Raw genomic sequence first — 20400 nt, forward strand, 5'->3', positions numbered from 1 at the left:
TATGTTGCTTCTACTAGCCGAATATCTACAGCAGTTCTACTCCGGCTTCTCGGTCTTTCAGTACCTGACGCTGCGCGGGATTCTGGGTGTGCTCACGGCGCTGGCATTAGCGCTGTGTCTTGGCCCCTGGATGATCCGCACCCTGAGCTTTCGCCAAATCGGTCAGTCAGTGCGCAACGACGGGCCGCAATCGCATTTGTCCAAGGCAGGTACGCCGACCATGGGCGGTGCGCTGATCCTGGTCGCAATCGGTATTAGCACGCTGTTGTGGGCGGACTTGAGCAACCTCTATGTATGGGTTGTGTTGGGCGTGACACTGAGCTTTGGCGCTATCGGTTGGGTGGATGACTACCGCAAGGTGGTTGAGAAGAGTTCGCGTGGCCTGCCTTCACGCTGGAAGTATTTTTGGCAGTCGATATTCGGGATGGTTGCTGCAATTGTGCTCTACATGCACGCGCAAACGCCGGTCGAAACCACGCTGATCGTGCCGTTCTTTAAACAGGTAGAGTTTCAGTTGGGCGCGTTTTTCGTTGTCCTGACTTACTTTGTGATTGTGGGCTCCAGCAATGCGGTCAACCTGACTGACGGTCTTGATGGTCTGGCGATTATGCCAACAGTCATGGTTGGTGGCGCGCTGGGTATCTTTGCCTATCTGTCGGGTAATGCGAAGTTCGCCGAGTACCTGCTGATCCCCTATGTGCCGGGCGCAGGTGAGCTGATCATTTTCTGTGGTGCCTTGCTGGGCGCCGGTCTTGGCTTTCTCTGGTTTAACACCTATCCAGCTCAAGTCTTTATGGGCGACGTCGGCGCATTGGCGCTGGGCGCCGCGCTTGGTGTGATTGCTGTCATCGTGCGGCAGGAAATTGTGCTCTTCATCATGGGGGGCATCTTTGTGGTGGAAACCCTGTCGGTGATTGTGCAGGTCGCGTCGTTCAAGTTGACCGGGCGCCGCGTATTCCGCATGGCGCCGATTCACCACCATTTTGAATTGAAGGGCTGGCCTGAACCGCGCGTGATTGTGCGGTTCTGGATCATCACCGTGGTACTGGTGTTGATCGGTCTCGCTACCTTGAAACTGCGTTAATAGAAGCTGAGGAATAACGGGTGTCACTGATTACTACGGACAAAAAACGGATCATCGTCGGGCTCGGCAGTAGCGGGCTCTCGGTCGCCCGTTATTTGGCGGGCCGAGGCCTGTCATTTGCCGTGGTTGATACCCGCCAAAACCCACCGGGTCTGGACAAGCTGAAGCGATTTGCGCCCATGGCTGACCTGTATTTGGGTGAGCTTGATGAGCAGCTCCTGTGTGGCGCCAGCGAGCTGATTGTCAGCCCTGGTATTGCGTTGAGTACGCCTGCATTGCTGGCCGCCGCTAAAGCTGGTGTGTCTATCGTCGGCGATATCGAACTGTTTGCTCGCGAGGCAAAGGCGCCGATTGTGGCCATTACTGGTTCAAACGCGAAAAGTACCGTCACCACACTGGTTGGCGAGATGGCGGCTGCCGCGGGAATTGCGGTAGCTGTCGGCGGCAATCTGGGTACACCTGCGCTAGATCTGTTGGATGAGAATGCGGCGCTGTATGTGCTCGAACTCTCCAGCTTCCAGTTGGAAACCACAGACCGCTTGAATGCGCGGGTCGCCACGGTATTGAACGTGAGCGAAGATCATATGGATCGTTACAGCGGCCTTGCTGCTTATCATCTGGCCAAGCACCGCATATTTCGCGGCGCAGAGCAGGTTGTGGTGAATCGTGACGACGCCTTGTCGCGTCCCCTGGTCGCAGATGAGTTGCCTACGTTCACTTTTGGTCTGTCACGTCCTGACTTCAAAGGGTTTGGACTGGTACAGCAAGACGGTGAAAGCTGGCTGGCCTTTCAGTTTGAGCCTTTGATGCCAACTCGCGAGCTGAAAATGCGTGGCGCCCATAATCAATCCAACGCGCTGGCGGCGCTGGCGCTTGGGCATGCTGCCGGCGTCCCGATGCAGCCCATGCTGGAGACGTTGCGTAGCTTTGCCGGTTTGCCACATCGCTGTCAGTGGGTGGGGGAGCACGCAGGGGTTAGCTTCTTTGATGATTCCAAGGCGACCAATGTGGGCGCTGCGCTGGCGGCCATCAACGGCTTGGGTGCGGACATTGACGGCAAGTTGGTGCTGATTGCCGGTGGTGATGGTAAAGGCGCCGACTTTAAACCTTTGAGCCAGCCGGTCGAGCGCTATTGCCGCGCTGCGGTGCTTTTGGGGCGTGACGCAGACAAGGTTGCGGCGGCGTTGCCAAACAGTCTGGATACTACGCAGGTCGATAGCATTGAAGCTGCAGTGCAGCTTGCAGCGGCCAAAGCGCAGCCCGGTGACATCGTGTTGTTATCGCCTGCTTGCGCCAGCCTGGACATGTTTAAAAACTTTGAAGAGCGTGGCCGCTTGTTTGCCGACGCCGTCGGGAGGCTAGCGCTATGAACTGGCTTGCCACTGCTCGCGACGCTAGCGCACCGCTGATTGGCGAGCGTCGGTTTGACATGGACCTGCCGTTGTTGGTGGGGTCTCTGTGTTTGCTCGCGTTAGGGCTGGTCATGGTGACGTCCGCCTCGATGGAAGTAGCGGCCGGTCGTCTCGGCGACCCGCTTTATTACATGAACCGCCAGATCGTCTATCTGGTGATCGGTTTGCTGGCGATGGCGGCTACCCTGGCGGTGCCGGTGCGCCTTTGGGAGCAGTTCCGGTTCCCGCTGTTGTTCCTCGGCTTTGCCTTGCTGCTGGCGGTATTGATTCCCGGCATCGGCCGTGAAGTTAACGGTAGCTGGCGCTGGATTGCTGTTGGCCCCATTAACGTGCAGCCCTCAGAGCTGGCCAAGTTGTTTGCTGTGGTCTTTTTGTCCGGTTACCTGGTGCATCGTCAGGCAGAAGTCAAAGAGCAATGGTTCGGCTTTATCAAGCCCTTCATGGTGCTTGGCCCTATGGCTTGGTTGCTGATCATTGAGCCCGACTTTGGGGCCACCGTGGTATTGATGGGGGCGGCCACCGGCATGCTTTTCCTGGGCGGTGTAGGGCTGTTCCGCTTTCTGTTGCTGTTCGGTTCGCTTGGCGGTTTGGCCGGTCTTCTGGTCGCGTTCGAGCCCTACCGCTTGCAGCGCCTGACCGGCTTTCTCAATCCGTGGGATGACCCCTACGGTACTGGCTATCAGCTGACCCAGGCGTTGATCGCCTTCGGGCGAGGCGAATGGCTGGGGGTTGGCTTGGGTAATAGCATTCAGAAGCAGTTTTATCTGCCCGAAGCGCACACCGACTTCGTGTTTTCCGTGCTGGCTGAAGAGCTGGGCATGATTGGTGCGCTGGCCGCCTTCGCACTGCTGATTTTCGTTGCGGTACGCGCGCTGTATATCGGCTTGTGGGCCGAGCGCGCCGGCAGGATGTTTTCCGCCTATCTGGCTTACGGTCTGGCAATCATGTGGTGTGGTCAGGTGCTGATTAATGTGGGCGTTAACATCGGCCTGTTGCCAACCAAGGGGCTGACGTTGCCGTTTCTAAGCTACGGCGGTAGCTCGTTGGTGGTGTGCTGCGTGTCTTTGGGCCTATTGCTGCGCATTGACTGGGAGCGTCGTCAGGCGCTACGGGAGGCCGCAAATGGCTAAAAGAGTTCTGGTAATGGCTGGTGGCACCGGTGGGCACGTATTCCCCGCACTGGCCTGTGCTCGCTTGCTGCGTGATCAAGGTTTCGACGTGCACTGGCTGGGAACGCGCCGAGGTATCGAGGTCGATCTCGTGCCGCAGGCTGGCTTCCCGATTCATTACATTGATATTCAGGGGCTGCGCGGCAAGGGCAAGCTGGATCTGCTCAAGGCACCGTTCCGTATTCTTCGTGCGTTGGGCCAGTCGCTCAAGCTGTTGTCTGAGTTGCGTCCGGTGTTTGTTCTGGGCGCCGGTGGCTACGTGACCGGTCCGGGTGGCTTGGCCGCGTGGATGCATCGTATTCCGGTCATCATCCATGAGCAGAACGCAGTAGTGGGCACTGCCAACAGGCTTTTGTCGCGCGTTGCCAAGCGCTGCTGCGAAGGTTTCGCGGGTAGCTTTCCGGACGACAAGCGCCGTCGCAGCACGGGTAACCCCGTGCGCGAAGAGATCTTCCAGGTGCCGGCGCTTGCTTTCGATGGTCGGCGTCCGCTGCGGCTGCTGGTCCTGGGCGGGAGCCTTGGTGCTATGCCGCTGAACAGGCTTTTGCCAGAAGCGCTCAGCCTGATCCCGCAGGAGCAGCGTCCGCAGGTTGTTCATCAGTGCGGCAAGCAACATCTATTGACTGCACGTGAAGGCTATCAACACGCCGGAGTGCGAGCTGATGTCGAGGCCTTTATTGCCGACATGAGCGGCGCCTATGAATGGGCTGATCTAGTGGTCTGCCGCGCGGGAGCACTGACGGTATGTGAGTTGGCCGCTGCGGGTCGTCCCTCGTTTTTGATCCCGCTGCCACACGCTATTGATGATCACCAGAGCGCTAATGCGCGCTACCTGGCTGAGCGGGGCGGCGCAGAGCTACTGCCCCAGGCCACGCTAACCGGTGCTCTGTTGGCAGAGAAATTGACGACTTATATGAATCAACCGGAGTTACTGCAAGAGATGGCATTACGCGCCCGCGAACAAGCAACACCCAATGCCACCACAGATTTGGTGCGTGCCTGCCTGGAGGTTGCTCGTGAACAGTAAAAAACGTAACAAGGCAACGTTCACCCTGCCGGAAATGCGCCGCATTCGCCGCATTCACTTTGTGGGTATCGGCGGCGTAGGTATGTGCGGGATCGCTGAGGTGTTATTGAATCTTGGCTATGAAGTGTCTGGCTCAGACCTCAAGCGCTCCGCAGTTACCCAGCGGTTGGAAGAATTCGGGGCGCGGATTGATATTGGGCATCGTGCGGAGAATGTGCAGTCGGCTGATGTACTGGTCGTCTCTAGCGCCATTAATCCGCAGAACCCGGAAGTCGCCGCTGCGATGGATCAGCGTATACCTGTGGTGCCGCGCGCAGAGATGCTGGCCGAGCTGATGCGCTATCGCCATGGTATTGCGGTCGCTGGGACCCACGGTAAGACCACAACAACCAGTTTGATTGCGTCGGTACTGGCTGCCGACGGTTTGAGCCCGACGTTTGTTATCGGCGGTCGGCTGACCGCCGCCGGCACCAACGCCCAGTTGGGTGAAAGTCGCTATCTGGTGGCTGAAGCAGACGAAAGTGATGCGTCCTTCCTGCATCTGCAGCCGATGGTGGCGATCGTCACCAATATCGATGCAGACCACATGGCCACCTACGAAGGCGACTTCAATCGCTTGAAGCGCACCTTCGTTGAATTTCTGCACAACCTGCCATTCTATGGGCTGGCTGTGCTGTGTATCGACGATCCGGTGGTGCGCGAGATTCTGCCGCAGGTCAATCGTCAGGTCATCACCTATGGTGAGTCAGAAGACGCCGATATCCGCGCAGTCGATATTCACCAGCAAGGCATGCAAACCCACTTTACGGTACTGCGTGAAGGACATGAGCCGCTCAATGTCTCGGTCAACATGCCTGGCGTGCACAACGTGCTGAACTCGTTGGCAACCATTGCGGTTGCGACGGATGAGGGCGTTTCCGACCAAGCCATATTGGCCGGCTTGACTGGCTTTCAGGGCGTGGGTCGCCGCTTTCAGGTGTATGGCGATTACAGCTGGGCTGATGGCCAGATCATGCTGGTTGACGACTACGGACATCACCCGCGTGAAGTGGCTGCGGTGATCAAGGCCGTGCGCGCCGGTTGGCCGGAGCGTCGTTTGGTCATGCTCTATCAGCCGCACCGCTATAGCCGTACCCGCGACCTCTATGAAGACTTTGTGCAGGTGTTGGGCGAGACCAACGCCCTTCTGCTGATGGAAGTCTACCCGGCCGGTGAAGAACCCGTGCCTGGCGCAGACAGTAAGCACCTGTGCCGCAGCATTCGCCAGCGTGGTCAGTTGGACCCTATTTATGTGGAGCGCGATGCTGATGTCATGCCGCTCCTGGAAGCCGTGCTGCAGCCGGGCGATATTCTGTTGACCCAGGGCGCAGGGGATATTGGCGGTCTTGCTCAGCAGTTGGCTGAGGCATTGGCAGCAAAAGACGCTGGAGGTAAGGCGTGATGGTAGATGTAGCAGCCTTTGGCCGTGTGGCCGTCCTGTTTGGTGGCAGTTCAGCTGAGCGCGCCGTCTCGTTGAAGTCCGGCGCAGCAGTGCTTGAAGCGCTGCTGGGTGCGGGTGTGAATGCCTATGGCATTGACGCCGACGAGCGTCTGGCAGAGCAGTTGATTGCCGAGCGCCCGGATCGTGTGTTCATCGCGTTGCATGGGCGTGGTGGTGAGGACGGCAGCCTGCAGGGCTTGTTGGAATCATTGCGTATTCCTTATACCGGTAGCGGTGTTATGGCGTCAGCAGTGGGCATGGACAAGCTGATTACCAAGCAAATCTGGCAAAGCCTGGGCCTCTCGACGCCGGCCTACGCCATGTTGGGTGCGATGGACGAGTGCGCGGGTATCGTCGACCAGCTGGGTGTGCCGCTGATCATCAAGCCGGTGCATGAAGGCTCGTCTATCGGCATGGCCAAGGCCGATAGCCTGGCGGACCTTCAGGATGCGTGGAAAGGTGCGCAGGCTTACGACGATCAGGCGCTTGTTGAGCAGTGGGTGCAGGGCGCGGAATTTACCGTCGCCATTCTGGATGGCAAGGCGCTACCGGCCATCCGTTTGCGTACGCCACACAATTTTTACGATTACGACGCCAAGTACCTGGCCAACGATACCCAGTATCTGTGTCCGTGTGAGCTGCCGGCAGAAAAAGAAGCCGAGCTCGCAGACTTGTGTCTTCGTGCTTTCAATGCCGTTGGCTGTCGTGGTTGGGGGCGGGTAGACGTGATGCAGGATGAGGCAGGACGTTTCTATCTGCTGGAAGTTAACACTGTGCCGGGTATGACCGATCACAGCCTGGTGCCGATGGCTGCTAAAGCCACGGGTATGTCATTTACCGATTTGGTGCTGGCGATTCTTGCCAGCGCCCGCTGCTGAGGTAGTCAAGCAATGTTGGGGCAGATGATCCGCGATTCACGCACCGCACCTGCTGCACGACGCAAAGCGTCGAGCCGCGGCGCTGTGCGCGTGACGCCTCCTGCTCCGCGTCCGAGTGTACGCAGTCGCCTGGGTAAGCCGTCGTTCGATGGACTGGGACGCCGGCTGCAGTCACTGCTGTGGCCACTGTTGCTGGTCGCGCTGGGGATGGGGCTTTACGAGCTGGGTAGTCGCTTGATGCCGCTGGCAGATAGACCGGTATCGCTGATTACTGTCGACGGTGAGTTGCTTTACATCGATCGTGAAGCGGTGCAGAAGGTTATCCAGCCTTATTTGCATGAAAGCTTTCTGGGTATTGATCTGAACGGTCTGCATGCCGATTTGCTGGCAATGCCCTGGGTTGCAGACGCATCGGTTAAACGGGTTTGGCCGGACAAGCTGGTGATAGACCTGGACGAGCAGTTGCCGATCGCCCGTTGGGGTGATGCGGCGTTATTGAACAATCAGGGTAAGGCGTTTACGCCAGACGATATCAGTCGTTTTGCACAGCTGCCGCAGCTTGATGGTCCTGAGCGCGCCAAGCGTCGTGTAATGCGCCATTACCAGCAGTTCAGCAGCCTGCTGCGCCCGCAGGGCATGGTGGTCAGCAAACTTGAGCTGCGTGATCGCGGTAGCTGGTTTCTGACTACCGAAGACGGCATTGAAGTTTTGCTCGGGCGCGACAACCTGGTGGACAAGATGCAGCGCTTCATGACGATTGAGCAAAGGTTGCTGCAGGACCGGCGAGAAATGATCGCGCGAGTAGATTTGCGTTACAGCAATGGTATGGCCGTGGCTTGGCGAGAGCCAGTTGAACCGGCCGAATCGGGGGAGTGACAGGAAGACTATGGCAAGCAAGCAGGGTAGCAGGATGATTGTAGGGCTGGATATCGGCACCTCCAAGGTCGTGGCACTGGTCGGCGAGATCGGTGCGGACGGCGAGCTGGAGATCGTGGGTATCGGCTCGCACCCCTCACGCGGCCTGAAAAAAGGCGTGGTGGTCAATATTGAGTCCACCGTGCAGTCGATTCAGCGGGCGATCGAAGAGGCCGAGCTGATGGCGGGTTGTCAGATTCACTCGGTTTTTGCGGGTATTGCCGGTAACCACATTCGCAGCCTGAACTCGAATGGCATCGTCGCGATTCGTGATCGTGAGGTGGTGCAGGCAGATATCGAACGGGTTCTCGATGCTGGGCAGGCAGTGGCTATTCCGGCTGACCAGAAGGTGCTGCATATCCTGCCGCAGGAGTATGTGATCGATAACCAGGAAGGTGTACGGGAGCCGCTTGGCATGTCTGGTGTGCGTTTGGAGGCCAAGGTGCATCTGGTGACCTGTGCGCTCAACGCTGTGCAGAACATCGAGAAGTGCATCCGTCGCTGTGGCCTGGAAGTAGAAGATGTGATCCTGGAGCAGCTGGCTTCCAGCTACGCCGTGCTGACTGAGGACGAGAAAGAGCTGGGCGTCTGCCTGGTTGATATTGGCGGCGGCACAACGGATATCGCCATCTTCACCGAAGGCGCGATCCGGCACACAGCGGTTATCCCGATCGCGGGCGACCAGGTCACCAACGATATCGCGATGGCGTTGCGCACCCCGACTCAGTACGCCGAGGAGATCAAGATCCGTTATGCCTGCGCACTGGCCAAGCTGGCGGGTCCAGAAGAAACCATTAAGGTGCCCAGTGTCGGTGATCGGCCGCCGCGCGACCTGTCTCGTCAGGCTCTGGCTGAAGTGGTAGAGCCGCGCTATGACGAGTTGTTCACGCTGATTCAGGCCGAGCTACGTCGTTCCGGATTTGAAGACATGATTCCGGCCGGCATCGTGATGACCGGCGGTACCGCCAAGATGGAAGGCGCGATCGAGTTGGCGGAAGAGATCTTCCATATGCCGGTTCGCCTTGGCATGCCGCAAGAATTCAAGGGGCTTACCGATGTGGTACGTAACCCGATATACGCCACCGGTGTAGGCCTGCTGCATTACGGCATCAAACACCATGGCGAGCAGAGCAATAGCCCGAGCGACAGCGGCAATAAAGTGCCAGTTGTCGAACGGGTGAAGAAGTGGTTTCAAGGCAACTTTTAAGCACTTGCAGTTTAAGTAGTAGACCCGCCAAAGCGGGCTAAACGCAGTAAACGAAACGAAAACGAAACGAGTCTGTACTCAAGGAGAAGGTCATGTTTGAACTGATCGATAACGTTCCTCAGAACGCAGTAATCAAAGTTGTTGGTGTCGGTGGTGGCGGTGGTAATGCGCTCCAGCACATGGTCGTCAATAACGTCGAGGGTGTGGATTTCATCTGCGCCAATACCGATGCGCAAGCATTGAAAAATGTCAGCGCGCGCACAGTGCTCCAGCTGGGTTCGGCAGTAACCAAGGGCCTTGGCGCTGGCGCCAACCCGCTGATTGGTCGTGAAGCTGCGATCGAAGATCGCGAGCGCATTGCTGAAGTGCTGCAGGGCGCCGATATGGTGTTCATTACTGCTGGCATGGGTGGCGGTACCGGTACCGGTGCAGCGCCTGTCGTTGCAGAAGTGGCACGCGAAATGGGCATCCTCACAGTGGCTGTGGTAACCAAACCGTTCCCGTTCGAGGGCCGTAAGCGTCTGCAGATCGCAGAAGAAGGTATTCGTGAGCTGAGTCAGCACGTTGACTCACTGATCACTATTCCTAACGAAAAATTGCTCACCGTACTGGGTAAAGACGCCAGCCTACTGGCTGCCTTCAGTAAGGCAAACGATGTATTGCTGGGCGCAGTACAAGGTATTGCTGATCTGATCATGCGTCCGGGTATGATCAACGTTGACTTCGCCGACGTGAAGACGGTTATGAGCGAAATGGGCATGGCGATGATGGGTACTGGTCACGCCAGTGGGCCAAATCGTGCTCGTGAAGCTGCTGAAGCCGCTATCCGCAGCCCGCTGCTGGAAGACGTCAACCTGATGGGCGCACGCGGTATTCTGGTTAACATCACTGCCGGTCCGGATCTGTCCCTGGGTGAGTTTTCCGAGGTGGGTAGCACCGTAGAAGAGTTCGCTTCTGAAAGCGCGACTGTTGTGGTTGGTACCGTTATTGATCCAGAGATGCGTGATGAGCTGCGTGTTACTGTGGTTGCTACTGGTCTGGGTGCCAAGGTGGAAAAGCCGGTCAAGGTAGTGGATAACACTGCTGCGCAGGCTCAAGCACCGTCTGCTCGCCAGGGTGAAGGCTCTGCACCAAACTACCGCGACCTGGATCGTCCTACGGTGATGCGTAATCAGCATCCTCAGGGCAGTGCAGCCGCGCGTTTGAGCCAGCCAGCTGAAGATCTGGATTATCTCGATATTCCAGCCTTCCTGCGTCGCCAGGCCGATTGATCTGATCAATCGGTGGCATAGGGCTTATTGGTATTCAACAAAGGCGTACTTTGCTATCATGCACGCCAATTTGTTGAAAATTATTCGCAACTAGAGCGGACCCAGTCAAGCATGATCAGACAACGCACACTGAAGAACATCATCCGGGCCACTGGTGTTGGTCTGCATTCGGGTGAGAAGGTATATCTCACGCTGAAACCTGCACCTGTGGATACGGGCATCGTGTTCTGCCGTACCGATCTCGACCCCGTGGTCGAGATCCCGGCGCGTGCCGAGTTCGTGGGTGAGACTACTATGTCCACGACCCTGATCAAGGACGGCGCCAAGGTTGATACAGTAGAGCATTTGCTGTCTGCCATGGCCGGTCTGGGTATTGATAACGCCTATGTCGAGCTGAGTGCTCCTGAAGTGCCGATTATGGACGGTAGTGCCGGTCCTTTTGTATTCCTTATCCAGTCCGCTGGTATTGAGGAGCAGGACGCCGCCAAGCAGTTTATTCGTATAAAACGCGAAGTAACTGTGGAAGAGGATGGCAAGACCGCAACCTTCGTGCCTTTCGAGGGGTTCAAGGTTTCATTTGGTATCGACTTTGACCATCCGGTTTTCCGTGGTCGCAGTCAGACCGCATGCGTGGACTTTTCCAGTACTTCTTTTGTAAAGGAAGTGAGTCGCGCCCGGACCTTCGGGTTTATGCGTGATATCGAGTATCTGCGCTCCCAGAATCTGGCGTTGGGCGGTAGTGTGGATAATGCAATCGTTGTTGATGAGTATCGAGTACTCAACGAGGACGGTCTGCGTTATGAAGATGAGTTTGTTAAGCACAAGATCCTGGATGCCATTGGCGATCTTTATCTGCTGGGCAAAAGCTTGGTGGGTGAGTTCAAGGGCTACAAATCAGGTCATGCGCTGAATAACAAGTTGCTTCGCACGCTGCTTGCAACCAAGGACGCCTGGGAAGTGGTGACCTTTGAAGATGCGGGTACGGCGCCTATTTCGTTTATGCGCCCGGCTGCTGCAGTCTAAGCGTCACTTAAAGCAGTCATCTGACAGCTTTCTCGTTTCGTTCTATATTTAACGGCCACCTCTGGTGGCCGTTTTCTTTTCTCTCGAATGTCTACTTGGCGGCTCTTTTGCTCAGCAAGGGGTAATCCTGATAATGGCACTTTGTGCCATCGAGCTGTCTTCAGTTGCCGTTGTGATGACTTGCCAGCTTCTGCAGTGCGGCGCGTAAATTGGGGTCAGTTACCTGCTCTGCGGTCTCCTGCAGGTGTTCGGCAGCAACACTGGATCTGCGCATTGTGCGAACTGGTGGTGCTTTTTTGATCAGTGGCGGTTGTACCTTGCAGTGTATTTTCGTTAAAGTTGCGAATTCATTGTAGGCTTGTAATGCGCGAATAAGACGCTTTTGCTGGTATCTGAGGCGTGTAGCCCAATGGCTACTGCTGACCACGAAGCGCAAAACGCCGTCTGCAAATGACGCCACTTTGCAGTGTTCCCTTGCTGCAGGCTCCAGTTGAGTCTCTACCAAAGACTGCAGGCGCTCGATAGATTTCGCCTGAGCGTAGAGTTTTTTCAGGGTGGTGTTGGTGCGCAGCAGATCAGTGGGTCGGCGTGCATCCAGCGGATAGAAAGCCATGCAGGTCTGAACCAGGTTGGAGTGATGTGGTGGTTATCCTATCAGAACCGCCATCATGATTGTTTGGGGTCTTTTATTTGAACATTATTATCCTCACTGGGCGCCATGGTGCGTCGCGAACGGTTACGTTAAGTGCCCCCTGGGTTGCTGCCGGTATCGCCGTGCTTACTGCTTTGCCCATTGCCGCCGCGCTTTTGACGTGGCAGCTGCTTGGTGGAAGCGGGGCTCTTGATGAAGTGGCTGAAACAGACGCGCCGCAATGGCAGCAGGTACTCCAGGATTACGACATAGAGGATGTCGGGGAGGATGACGGGCAACAGGCACAAATGGAGCGTATGAGCCAACAGTTGGCTCGTCTGCAAATGCGCCTTACGCGGCTGGATGCACTGGGTGAGCGCCTGACCGAGTTAGCTGACTTTTCAGACGGCGAGTTTAACTTTGGCGATGATATCGATCCGGGTATGGGTGGGCCTGAGCTGCAGTCCGACGACTTGAGCTATCACTCGCCTGATTTGCAAAACGTTATTGAGCAACTGGCCGAGCGGATTGATGATCGCACGCAGCAGCTACAGTTGCTGGAAGAACTGATGGTGAGTCGGCAGTCTGATGTTGACTCGGCACTTGATTTCAAGCCTGTGCGCATTGGGCGTTTGTCGTCTGGATTTGGGCGTCGCACCGACCCGATTACCGGGCGTATTTCCACGCACAGCGGGTTGGACTTTGCCGCCCCTCGTGGCACCCCTATCTATGCTGTCGGTAGCGGCGTGGTCGTATTTTCCGGGCGCAGCGGCGCCTACGGTAATATGGTTGAGATCAATCATGGTGGTGGCTACAAGACCCGTTACGCCCATGCCTCCGAGCTAAAGGTCAGCAAGGGTGATCTGGTGCAGAAGGGGCAGGAGATTGCGGCGGTGGGTACCACAGGTCGCTCTACCGGCTCTCATTTGCACCTTGAAGTCTATCGTAACGGCATGGCAGTCAATCCTGCACGCTATGTCGCATTGAAATAATCCCTGTTGATCCCCATATCTAACGCAAGGGCGCTGCAACAGCGGTGCCCGGGCGTCCTTGCGTGCGCCCGGTTTATTGTCGGGCAATAATCAGAGTAGAATGCCTTTTTCTGTGCGACCTCCCGCGGCAACTGCCGGGTTCGCCGATCACCAATATGGATATCGAAGTCGACTATGTTTGCGCCTTTAATGAGAAAGCTGTTGGGAAGCAAGAACGATCGTGAGCTGAAGCGGATGGGTAAGGTCGTCAGTGCAATCAACGCACTGGAGGAAGAGCTTAACGCTCTCAGCGACGAGCAGCTCAAAGCGAAAACACCGGACCTGAAGCAGCGCGCGCTGGACGGTGAGCCACTTGAATCAATTTTGCCCGAAGCTTTTGCCCTGGTACGTGAAGCCAGTAAGCGCGTTATGGGTATGCGGCATTTCGATGTGCAGATGATTGGTGGTATGGCATTGTTTGAAGGCAAGATTGCCGAGATGAAGACCGGTGAGGGTAAAACCCTGGTCGCCACTCTGCCTGTCTATCTCAATGCGCTATCCGGTAAGGGCGTGCATGTGGTGACGGTGAACGATTACCTGGCCACGCGTGATGCCAATATGATGCGCCCGCTTTATGAATTCCTGGGGATGTCGGTTGGCGTCGTAGTGCCATTCCAAGACCCGGAAGAAAAGCGCAATGCGTATCGGTGCGATATTACCTACGGCACTAATAACGAGTTGGGCTTTGACTATCTTCGCGACAATATGGCGTTCCGCATGGAAGATAAATTCCAGCGGGAGCCAAATTTTGCGGTGGTGGATGAGGTTGACTCCATCCTGATTGACGAAGCGCGGACGCCGTTGATTATCTCCGGCCCGGCTGAAGATAGCTCACGTCTTTATACCTCCATTAATACGCTTATCCCTTTGCTCAAGCGTGGCTACCCCGCTGAAGAGGCCGAGGAAGAAGTCGATGGCCATTACAGTATTGATGAGAAAACCCGCCAGGTAGAGTTGAACGAGGCGGGTCACCAATACGTTGAAGAGTTGCTGGTCAAGGAAGGGCTGCTGGCAGAGGGTGATAGCCTTTACGCCGCACAGAACCTGAACCTCCTGCATCACGTGCACTCGGCCTTGCGTGCGCATACGTTGTTTCATCGCAATGTAGAGTACATCGTACAAAACAATCAGGTATTACTGGTCGACGAACATACTGGTCGTACTATGCCGGGCCGTCGCTTGTCAGAAGGCCTGCATCAGGCCATTGAGGCGAAGGAAGGGTTGAAGATTCAGGCTGAGAGCCAGACCCTCGCCTCCACGACTTTCCAAAACTACTTCCGTTTGTACCCGACGCTGTCAGGTATGACGGGCACGGCGGATACCGAGGCTTTTGAGTTTCGCCAGATCTATGGTCTGGACGTACTGGTTATCCCTACCAACAAACCCATGGTTCGCAAGGATCACAATGATCTGGTGTACCTCAGCATTGATGAAAAGTTTGCCGCTATCGTCGCAGACATCAAGCAGTGCATGGAAAGTGGGCGCCCAGCTCTGGTCGGTACAGCATCAATCGAGTCCTCAGAGGTGGTTGCCCAGTTACTGACTCGGGAGAAGATCCCGCACAAGGTTCTGAACGCCAAGTACCACGAGAAAGAAGCCGAGATTATCGCCCAGGCCGGTCGGCCAGGCGCGGTAACTATCGCAACCAACATGGCGGGTCGCGGCACCGATATTATCCTTGGCGGCAGCTGGGAAGCTGAGGTGGCAAGTCTGGAGAACCCGAGCGAGCAGCAGATAGCTCAGGTCAAGGATGAGTGGCAGCAGCGTCACCAGCAGGTGCTTGAGTCCGGTGGTTTGCACATTATTGCGTGCGAGCGTCACGAGTCGCGTCGTATCGATAATCAGCTGCGTGGTCGCGCTGGTCGTCAGGGCGACCCGGGTTCCAGTCGTTTTTACCTGTCGCTGGAAGACAGCCTGATGCGCATTTTTGCATCAGACCGGGTTAAGAACTTCATGAAGGCATTGGGTATGGAGAAAGGCGAGGCCATCGAGCATCGCATGGTGACCAATGCCATTGAAAAAGCGCAGCGCAAGGTTGAAGGTCGCAATTTCGATATTCGTAAGCAGCTGCTGGAATACGATGATGTGGCCAATGAGCAGCGTAAGGTCATTTACGGTCAGCGCAACACCATTCTTGCCAGTGAAACGGTATCGGAAACCATTCAGGCTATTCGTGAAGACGTGGTAGCCGATGTGGTCAGTCAGCATATGCCCAGCGGCAGCTTGCCCGAGCAATGGGACATCGCTGGACTGGAACAGCAGCTTGCTACTGAGCTGGGCCTGCACCTGCCGGTTCAGCAGTGGCTGGATGAGAATGAAATGCTGGCCGAAGAAGGTGTCAGTCAGCGCGTGTTGGAAGAGTTGGTGCTTGCTTACGAAGAGAAGGAGCTGCTGGCTGGCGCAGACGCTATGCGTTCTTTCGAGAAGCAGATGTTACTGCGTGTATTGGATGATCTGTGGAAAGAGCATTTGGCAACCATGGACCACCTGCGTCAGGGTATTCATCTGCGCGGTTATGCGCAGAAAAATCCCAAGCAGGAATACAAGCGCGAAGCATTCAACCTCTTCGAAGAGATGCTGGGTAACCTTAAGCGCGACACTGTGCGGGTTCTGAGTCACGTGCAGATCAAGCGTGAAGACCCCGCAGAAGAAGAAGCGCGGCTGCGACAGCAGGCCGAAGAGATGCAGAAGCGCATGCAATTCAAGCATGAAGAAGTTGCCGCTGTCGCCGATGCAGACAGTGCGGCTGATCAGTCTGCAGAGCCTGCCGCCGCGGGCACGCCTGTCACACGGCAAGGCCCTAAGGTGGGTCGCAATGAACCATGCCATTGTGGTTCTGGCAAAAAATATAAGCATTGCCACGGGCAGATAAGCTGAGCCTTTGGCTCAGTAGCTCCAAGCGCTAAGCTCCAAGCTACGTCAAACAGTCTGACAAAGCACTTGACAGCTTTCGCCAAAACTTAAAACTATTTGCAGCTTGCAGGGGGCGGCCATCCGCCTTGCAGCTCCCCTTTCTTTCTTTGGAGTTTCCGCTATGCCTGTCGGTCTTGGCCCATTGCCTGTTATGCACCCAGTCCCCGGCTTCCGTCTTGGTATTGCATCGGCAGGCATCAAGCGAGTTGGCCGCAAGGATGTCGTCATAATGGAGGCCGCCGAAGGCGCAAGCATTGCAGGCGTGTTCACCACTAACGCATTTTGCGCTGCCCCGGTTACGCTGACGCGCAAGCACCTGAGCCACTCTCCCCGCTATTTGCTGGTTAACACCGGCAACGCTAACGCGGGCAGTGGCAAGCCAGGCATGCAGGCCGCTATAAGCACTTGTGAGGCCCTGGCTAAACTGAATGGTGTTGCCCTGGAGCAAGTGCTGCCGTTCAGCACGGGCGTTATCGGAGAAGTGCTACCGGCTGCCAAAATTATCGATGTCATGCCGGCGGCTTTGTCTGACCTGTCTGAAAGTAATTGGGCTATGGCGGCCGAAGGCATCATGACCACCGATACTCAGCCGAAGGGTAGTAGTCGCCAGATCACCTTGGCCGGTCAACTGGTGACTATTACCGGTATCTCAAAGGGGGCGGGCATGATCCGCCCCAATATGGCTACCATGCTGGGTTATGTCGCTACTGATGCCAAAGTGGCGCAGCCTGTGCTGCAGCAGATGGTAAAAAAGGCGGCAGATCTGTCGTTCAACCGTATCACCATTGACGGTGACACCAGCACCAATGACTCTTGCATGCTGATTGCTACCGGGCAGGCGAATATGCCTGAGATAAACACGGTTGAGAGTGCCGAATATCAGCAATTGAGCGAGGCGATCAATGCAGTGATGCTGGAGCTGGCTCAGGCAATAGTGCGTGACGGTGAGGGTGCTACCAAGTTCGTGACTATTCAGGTGAACGGTGGCGGTAACCGCGATGAGTGTCTGGATGTCGGTTATGCCGTGGCGCATTCGCCGTTGATCAAGACGGCGCTGTTTGCATCTGACCCAAATTGGGGTCGTATTTTGGCCGCTGTAGGCTATGCCGGGGTGCCGAGTCTGGATGTCGAGAAGATTGACGTCTATCTGGATGATGTCTGTATCACGCGCCAGGGCGGCCGTGCTGAAGACTACCGCGAAGAGCAGGGCGCCCGTGTGATGGCGCAGGCCGAAATTACTATCCGCATCGAGCTTGGTCGCGGTGAGTTCAGTGAGACCTTATGGACTACTGACTTGTCGCATGAGTACGTGCGAATCAATGCCGAATACAGAACCTGATGTATTTTGGCCTGGCGGCAGCTTGTCGCCAGGCTTTTGCTTGACCGCTGTGCTGTTAGTCTCAGGGTAAGCAGTAGCTTGCCGGGATTTCACTGGCATCCATCCTCAGGCGGCCAACGCGGTTAATAATGAGCCTTCTGCCATCGCCGCCTTGCTGTGCCGGACACAGGTAAAGGGTGCCAGCAAGGAAGCCTCCATGCAGCAGCTCAGACTCTCCCATCGCGTTGTAGCGTAAATACTTCGCTAACGCGCCACTGCCATGTATGTGGCTGACCCGAGCGGCAAAATCTTCTGCCAGCAACTCGTCTTCAGCATCGAATGCAGCATTACGATTGTGATCAATGAAAATGCGCCAGCCCTCGTTCCAATCTCCGTTCAGCGGTGCCATGGTCACTGCCTGGTTGCGTCGCAAAGCCTCTTCGCGGGTTTGTTGAATGCTGCGTGCCAGTTGTTCCTTGCCGACGTCCAGACGATGGCTATCTACCAGCTTGCCAAATGAAGGTAGCCCAATACTCAGGATTAAGGTGATTACTGCCAGTGCAGTAAGCATTTCAACTAGAGTAAAACCGCCATTTTTCATCGCTCTCTCCTTGAGCATGAGTCGCTTTGCAGGGCCGGCAAGTTAAAACGCGCCTGTCATCCCCTCTATCTGACCGACTATCGGTGCAAGCAAGACCTTGCCGAATACAGTGCCTATATTGTACGAACTACTAGGAGGGTTGTTTTAATGCGAAGTGTGAAGGGGTTCACCATACTAGAGCTGATGATTACGCTGGTTGTTGCTGCCATAGTGTTAAGTCTTGCTGTACCTTCCTTTCAGCGAACTATTGCGAATAATGCAGTTAGATCGACTACGAGCGATTTGGTTTCCGCCTTAAATGCTGCTAGGGCCGAATCCATGAGCTCCCGTTCATTGGTTACGGTGTCACCTGTGGGAGGGGACTGGGGTAACGGCTGGACTATCGTTCATCAGTCTTCTGTAAATAGTGACGACGCCTATCAGCTTGCCGATAAGGTGAGGATTCGTAGTGATATCGCCTCAGTGATATATAGGCCCGAGGGAGGGCTGACCGCTGCAGGAAGTAACATCACTATCTGCCACGAGGATGCAACTGTCGATGGGCGGCGGATAACGCTTTCTTTTCTTGGGCGCGCGACTGTTGAGCAAATCGCAGGAGGGTGTGGAGCATGAGAATAGTGTCGATGCGAAGTTCGCAAATTGGCATAGGCATGATAGAAGTGCTTATTGCAGTGCTTGTCCTGGCGGTTGGCGCTCTGGGGTTTGCAGGGGTACAGCTGGTGGCTATGCAGAAATCTGAGGATGCCAACTACCGAAGTGCGGCGATGTTGATCGCGCAGGATGCGGTAGAGCGAATTCAAGCGAACTCAGCCAAGATCGATGATTACAGGAGAAGCGGGGCTATAGCTACCCCCGCTAATGCTCCCAGTCAGACGTGCGGGGCTGGCTGTGACGTGAGTGGGCTCGATCTCAGTCAGTTGGCATGGTCGGCGAGTCAAACGCTGCCAAATGGGCAAATCAAGATTGATGATTGTGACTTCAATGGCCTGACATGTGTCGTGCTGAATTGGGGAGAGCGTGACGGTGCGGCGAACAGTATTGACGCGTGTACGAGCGCAGACGGCGTGAATTTAGCTGAGGGTTCTAACTGCTTGGTAATGGAGTTTATTCGATGAGGCGGTCACAGCGAGGGCTTACCCTGGTAGAACTTATGATCGCGTTGCTGCTTGGTCTACTGCTGAGTCTTGCGGCCATACAGCTTTTGATCACTAATCAGCGGACCTTTTCGCTGCAGGATGCCGTTACAGGTGTGAATGAAGATGGGCAAACGGTGCTGCGATATATCGCGGCAGATATTCGGAATGCAGGGCGTGGCAGTCAGGTTGAAGGTTTCGTCCAGCCTGTGGTGCAGGCTCTCTCTGTTGACGACGCCGAAGGTAATTCGGTCGCGTTTCAATCCGCAGATGGAGGCGCTGGCGGTAATGATGTCTTGGTAGTGAGCTATCTGGCCCAGAGAGCTTGTCAGGGGGCTGACTTAACCGCAGGTGGTGCTAATCCAGAAGGGGAAATCGTCGTTAATCGCTATTATGTAGTGGATGAGAGCTTATGGTGCTCAAGCTTGCGCAAGTCGGGAGCAGGAGGTTACGCCGCATTGGCACCTAATGCTGTAGAGCTGATTTCTGGGGTTGAGAGTTTCCAGGTGCTATATGGTGTTGATGGGAGTCTAGACAGTGATATAGGCGCGACGAAGTTTGTATCTGCTGCTGGCTTGGTTGCTGATGATTCCGTTGTGTCTATTCGAGTAGGCTTGCTACTGCGTAGTAGCGACACAACATTGCCTGTGCCAGCGGGCGGCCAGACGCTTTCAGTGCTTGATCAGCAGGTTGTTACGCCGGAAGATCGTGCAATTCGCCGTGTATTCTCTACAACAGCTCAAGTCCGTAATGTTAATTGGGATGGTATTTGATATGACTTCGCTACTTAATGGCGGTTTGGCGCAGCGAGGCTCTGCATTGATCGTTTCGTTATTTATTCTTCTTATGGTTTCGGTGCTAGGCATATCCGCGATGCGGACAAGTATCTACTCTTCTAAGGTCGCGACGGGCGTGCAGGCGGATACTATGAGTTTTGATGCTGCGGAGTCTGCTGTGGCGACGAGTTTGGCTCTCTTGCGTGGCCTTAATGACGCAGAGCTCTCATGGTCAATTCTTGATGGTAAGTCTATACAAACCTGTTTGCAGTCGGATGGGACGTTGAAGAACAGTGAGTGTGATGCGTCGGATCATATGGATTCGCGAGATCTACTGCAGGCGGGAAGTTATATTGTGCACTTGAAGAATAACTGTCGCATGGTTTCTGGAAGTGATGTGGAAATATACCGGGACTATGTAATTGATGTGTTAGGTGAGAGCAGTATGCAGTCTTATCAGATTGAGAATAATCATTTGCAAGAGGCCTTGAAATTAGGGCTCGACTGCATTCAGCTTTGAGGTTGGGGAGG

General features: G+C 55.6%; 19 protein-coding genes. 17 read left to right on the forward strand and 2 right to left on the reverse strand.

Features of this window, described 5'->3' with window-relative positions:
• Position 1: 1 nt before the first annotated feature.
• The 10 genes from mraY to lpxC all read left to right on the forward strand — a co-directional run bounded on the left by mraY (position 2) and on the right by lpxC (position 11466).
• A complete protein-coding gene (gene mraY, locus EF096_RS14020; protein ID WP_123890430.1) occupies positions 2–1084 on the forward strand; it encodes a phospho-N-acetylmuramoyl-pentapeptide-transferase in 1083 nt (360 codons plus the stop codon).
• Between the two features lie 20 nt (positions 1085–1104).
• Positions 1105–2454, forward strand: a complete 1350-nt coding sequence (murD, locus tag EF096_RS14025; RefSeq protein WP_123890431.1) for a UDP-N-acetylmuramoyl-L-alanine--D-glutamate ligase — start codon at positions 1105–1107, stop codon at positions 2452–2454.
• Positions 2451–3626: a putative lipid II flippase FtsW gene (ftsW, locus tag EF096_RS14030; RefSeq protein WP_123890432.1), complete on the forward strand. Its 1176-nt coding sequence runs from the start codon at positions 2451–2453 to the stop codon at positions 3624–3626. Before murD ends, ftsW begins: the two co-directional genes overlap by 4 nt.
• On the forward strand, positions 3619–4692 hold the full coding sequence (gene murG / locus EF096_RS14035; protein ID WP_123890433.1) for an undecaprenyldiphospho-muramoylpentapeptide beta-N-acetylglucosaminyltransferase: 1074 nt from the start codon (positions 3619–3621) through the stop codon (positions 4690–4692). Before ftsW ends, murG begins: the two co-directional genes overlap by 8 nt.
• A 34-nt stretch (positions 4693–4726) precedes the next feature.
• A complete protein-coding gene (murC, locus tag EF096_RS14040) occupies positions 4727–6133 on the forward strand; it encodes a UDP-N-acetylmuramate--L-alanine ligase (RefSeq protein ID WP_218565776.1) in 1407 nt (468 codons plus the stop codon).
• On the forward strand, positions 6133–7050 hold the full coding sequence (locus tag EF096_RS14045; protein ID WP_123890471.1) for a D-alanine--D-alanine ligase: 918 nt from the start codon (positions 6133–6135) through the stop codon (positions 7048–7050). The genes murC and EF096_RS14045 overlap by 1 nt, the downstream gene beginning before the upstream one ends.
• A gap of 12 nt (positions 7051–7062) precedes the next feature.
• Positions 7063–7926: a cell division protein FtsQ/DivIB gene (locus tag EF096_RS14050; protein WP_235869746.1), complete on the forward strand. Its 864-nt coding sequence runs from the start codon at positions 7063–7065 to the stop codon at positions 7924–7926.
• Positions 7927–7936: 10 nt separating this feature from the next.
• The gene (gene ftsA / locus EF096_RS14055; RefSeq protein ID WP_123890435.1) at positions 7937–9172 is read left to right on the forward strand and encodes a cell division protein FtsA; all 1236 of its coding nucleotides are present in this window, start codon (positions 7937–7939) and stop codon (positions 9170–9172) included.
• Between the two features lie 92 nt (positions 9173–9264).
• Positions 9265–10443, forward strand: coding sequence for a cell division protein FtsZ (gene ftsZ / locus EF096_RS14060; RefSeq protein WP_123890436.1), 1179 nt, complete (start codon positions 9265–9267; stop codon positions 10441–10443).
• Positions 10444–10554: 111 nt separating this feature from the next.
• A complete protein-coding gene (gene lpxC / locus EF096_RS14065) occupies positions 10555–11466 on the forward strand; it encodes a UDP-3-O-acyl-N-acetylglucosamine deacetylase (RefSeq protein WP_123890437.1) in 912 nt (303 codons plus the stop codon).
• A 160-nt stretch (positions 11467–11626) separates the two neighbouring features.
• Here lpxC and EF096_RS14070 read toward each other — a convergent pair whose 3' ends face one another.
• The gene (locus EF096_RS14070) at positions 11627–12079 is read right to left on the reverse strand and encodes a DUF721 domain-containing protein (protein ID WP_123890438.1); all 453 of its coding nucleotides are present in this window, start codon (positions 12077–12079) and stop codon (positions 11627–11629) included.
• 77 nt (positions 12080–12156) lie between these two features.
• On the opposite strand from EF096_RS14070, the gene EF096_RS14075 reads away from it, so the two are divergent.
• From EF096_RS14075 to argJ, 3 genes are all read left to right on the forward strand, one after another.
• Positions 12157–13089: a M23 family metallopeptidase gene (locus EF096_RS14075; RefSeq protein ID WP_123890439.1), complete on the forward strand. Its 933-nt coding sequence runs from the start codon at positions 12157–12159 to the stop codon at positions 13087–13089.
• Between the two features lie 174 nt (positions 13090–13263).
• Entirely contained in the window at positions 13264–16005 is a 2742-nt protein-coding gene (gene secA / locus EF096_RS14080; RefSeq protein WP_123890440.1) for a preprotein translocase subunit SecA, read from the forward strand.
• Positions 16006–16162: 157 nt separating this feature from the next.
• Positions 16163–17380 (forward strand): bifunctional glutamate N-acetyltransferase/amino-acid acetyltransferase ArgJ, encoded by a 1218-nt coding sequence (argJ, locus tag EF096_RS14085; protein WP_123890441.1) that lies wholly within the window; start codon positions 16163–16165, stop codon positions 17378–17380.
• Positions 17381–17441: 61 nt separating this feature from the next.
• Here argJ and EF096_RS14090 read toward each other — a convergent pair whose 3' ends face one another.
• The gene (locus EF096_RS14090; protein WP_158611286.1) at positions 17442–17960 is read right to left on the reverse strand and encodes a GspH/FimT family pseudopilin; all 519 of its coding nucleotides are present in this window, start codon (positions 17958–17960) and stop codon (positions 17442–17444) included.
• A gap of 147 nt (positions 17961–18107) precedes the next feature.
• On the opposite strand from EF096_RS14090, the gene EF096_RS21005 reads away from it, so the two are divergent.
• Genes EF096_RS21005 through EF096_RS14110 form a run of 4 tightly spaced genes read left to right on the forward strand, consistent with a single transcriptional unit; the run spans position 18108 to position 20389 of the window.
• Positions 18108–18572: a GspH/FimT family pseudopilin gene (locus EF096_RS21005; protein WP_123890473.1), complete on the forward strand. Its 465-nt coding sequence runs from the start codon at positions 18108–18110 to the stop codon at positions 18570–18572.
• A complete protein-coding gene (gene pilV, locus EF096_RS14100) occupies positions 18569–19075 on the forward strand; it encodes a type IV pilus modification protein PilV (RefSeq protein WP_123890443.1) in 507 nt (168 codons plus the stop codon). The genes EF096_RS21005 and pilV overlap by 4 nt, the downstream gene beginning before the upstream one ends.
• Positions 19072–19866 (forward strand): PilW family protein, encoded by a 795-nt coding sequence (locus EF096_RS14105; protein ID WP_123890474.1) that lies wholly within the window; start codon positions 19072–19074, stop codon positions 19864–19866. The genes pilV and EF096_RS14105 overlap by 4 nt, the downstream gene beginning before the upstream one ends.
• Position 19867: 1 nt before the next feature.
• Positions 19868–20389: a pilus assembly PilX family protein gene (locus EF096_RS14110; protein ID WP_123890444.1), complete on the forward strand. Its 522-nt coding sequence runs from the start codon at positions 19868–19870 to the stop codon at positions 20387–20389.
• Positions 20390–20400: the final 11 nt, after the last annotated feature.

This window comes from Pseudomonas neustonica (assembly GCF_003797945.1).
Taxonomy (GTDB): domain Bacteria; phylum Pseudomonadota; class Gammaproteobacteria; order Pseudomonadales; family Pseudomonadaceae; genus Halopseudomonas; species Halopseudomonas neustonica.

Bases quoted from the DNA above. Each gene is read 5' to 3' on its own strand.
- mraY (WP_123890430.1), top strand. From the start codon at position 2: ATGTTGCTTCTACTAGCCGAATATCTACAGCAGTTCTACTCCGGCTTC.
- ftsW (WP_123890432.1), top strand. From the start codon at position 2,451: ATGAACTGGCTTGCCACTGCTCGCGACGCTAGCGCACCGCTGATTGGC.
- murG (WP_123890433.1), top strand. From the start codon at position 3,619: ATGGCTAAAAGAGTTCTGGTAATGGCTGGTGGCACCGGTGGGCACGTA.
- murC (WP_218565776.1), top strand. From the start codon at position 4,727: ATGCGCCGCATTCGCCGCATTCACTTTGTGGGTATCGGCGGCGTAGGT.
- EF096_RS14045 (WP_123890471.1), top strand. From the start codon at position 6,133: ATGGTAGATGTAGCAGCCTTTGGCCGTGTGGCCGTCCTGTTTGGTGGC.
- EF096_RS14050 (WP_235869746.1), top strand. From the start codon at position 7,063: ATGTTGGGGCAGATGATCCGCGATTCACGCACCGCACCTGCTGCACGA.
- ftsA (WP_123890435.1), top strand. From the start codon at position 7,937: ATGGCAAGCAAGCAGGGTAGCAGGATGATTGTAGGGCTGGATATCGGC.
- ftsZ (WP_123890436.1), top strand. From the start codon at position 9,265: ATGTTTGAACTGATCGATAACGTTCCTCAGAACGCAGTAATCAAAGTT.
- lpxC (WP_123890437.1), top strand. From the start codon at position 10,555: ATGATCAGACAACGCACACTGAAGAACATCATCCGGGCCACTGGTGTT.
- EF096_RS14070 (WP_123890438.1), bottom strand. From the start codon at position 12,079: ATGGCTTTCTATCCGCTGGATGCACGCCGACCCACTGATCTGCTGCGC.
- secA (WP_123890440.1), top strand. From the start codon at position 13,264: ATGTTTGCGCCTTTAATGAGAAAGCTGTTGGGAAGCAAGAACGATCGT.
- argJ (WP_123890441.1), top strand. From the start codon at position 16,163: ATGCCTGTCGGTCTTGGCCCATTGCCTGTTATGCACCCAGTCCCCGGC.
- EF096_RS14090 (WP_158611286.1), bottom strand. From the start codon at position 17,960: ATGAAAAATGGCGGTTTTACTCTAGTTGAAATGCTTACTGCACTGGCA.
- EF096_RS21005 (WP_123890473.1), top strand. From the start codon at position 18,108: ATGCGAAGTGTGAAGGGGTTCACCATACTAGAGCTGATGATTACGCTG.
- pilV (WP_123890443.1), top strand. From the start codon at position 18,569: ATGAGAATAGTGTCGATGCGAAGTTCGCAAATTGGCATAGGCATGATA.
- EF096_RS14105 (WP_123890474.1), top strand. From the start codon at position 19,072: ATGAGGCGGTCACAGCGAGGGCTTACCCTGGTAGAACTTATGATCGCG.
- EF096_RS14110 (WP_123890444.1), top strand. From the start codon at position 19,868: ATGACTTCGCTACTTAATGGCGGTTTGGCGCAGCGAGGCTCTGCATTG.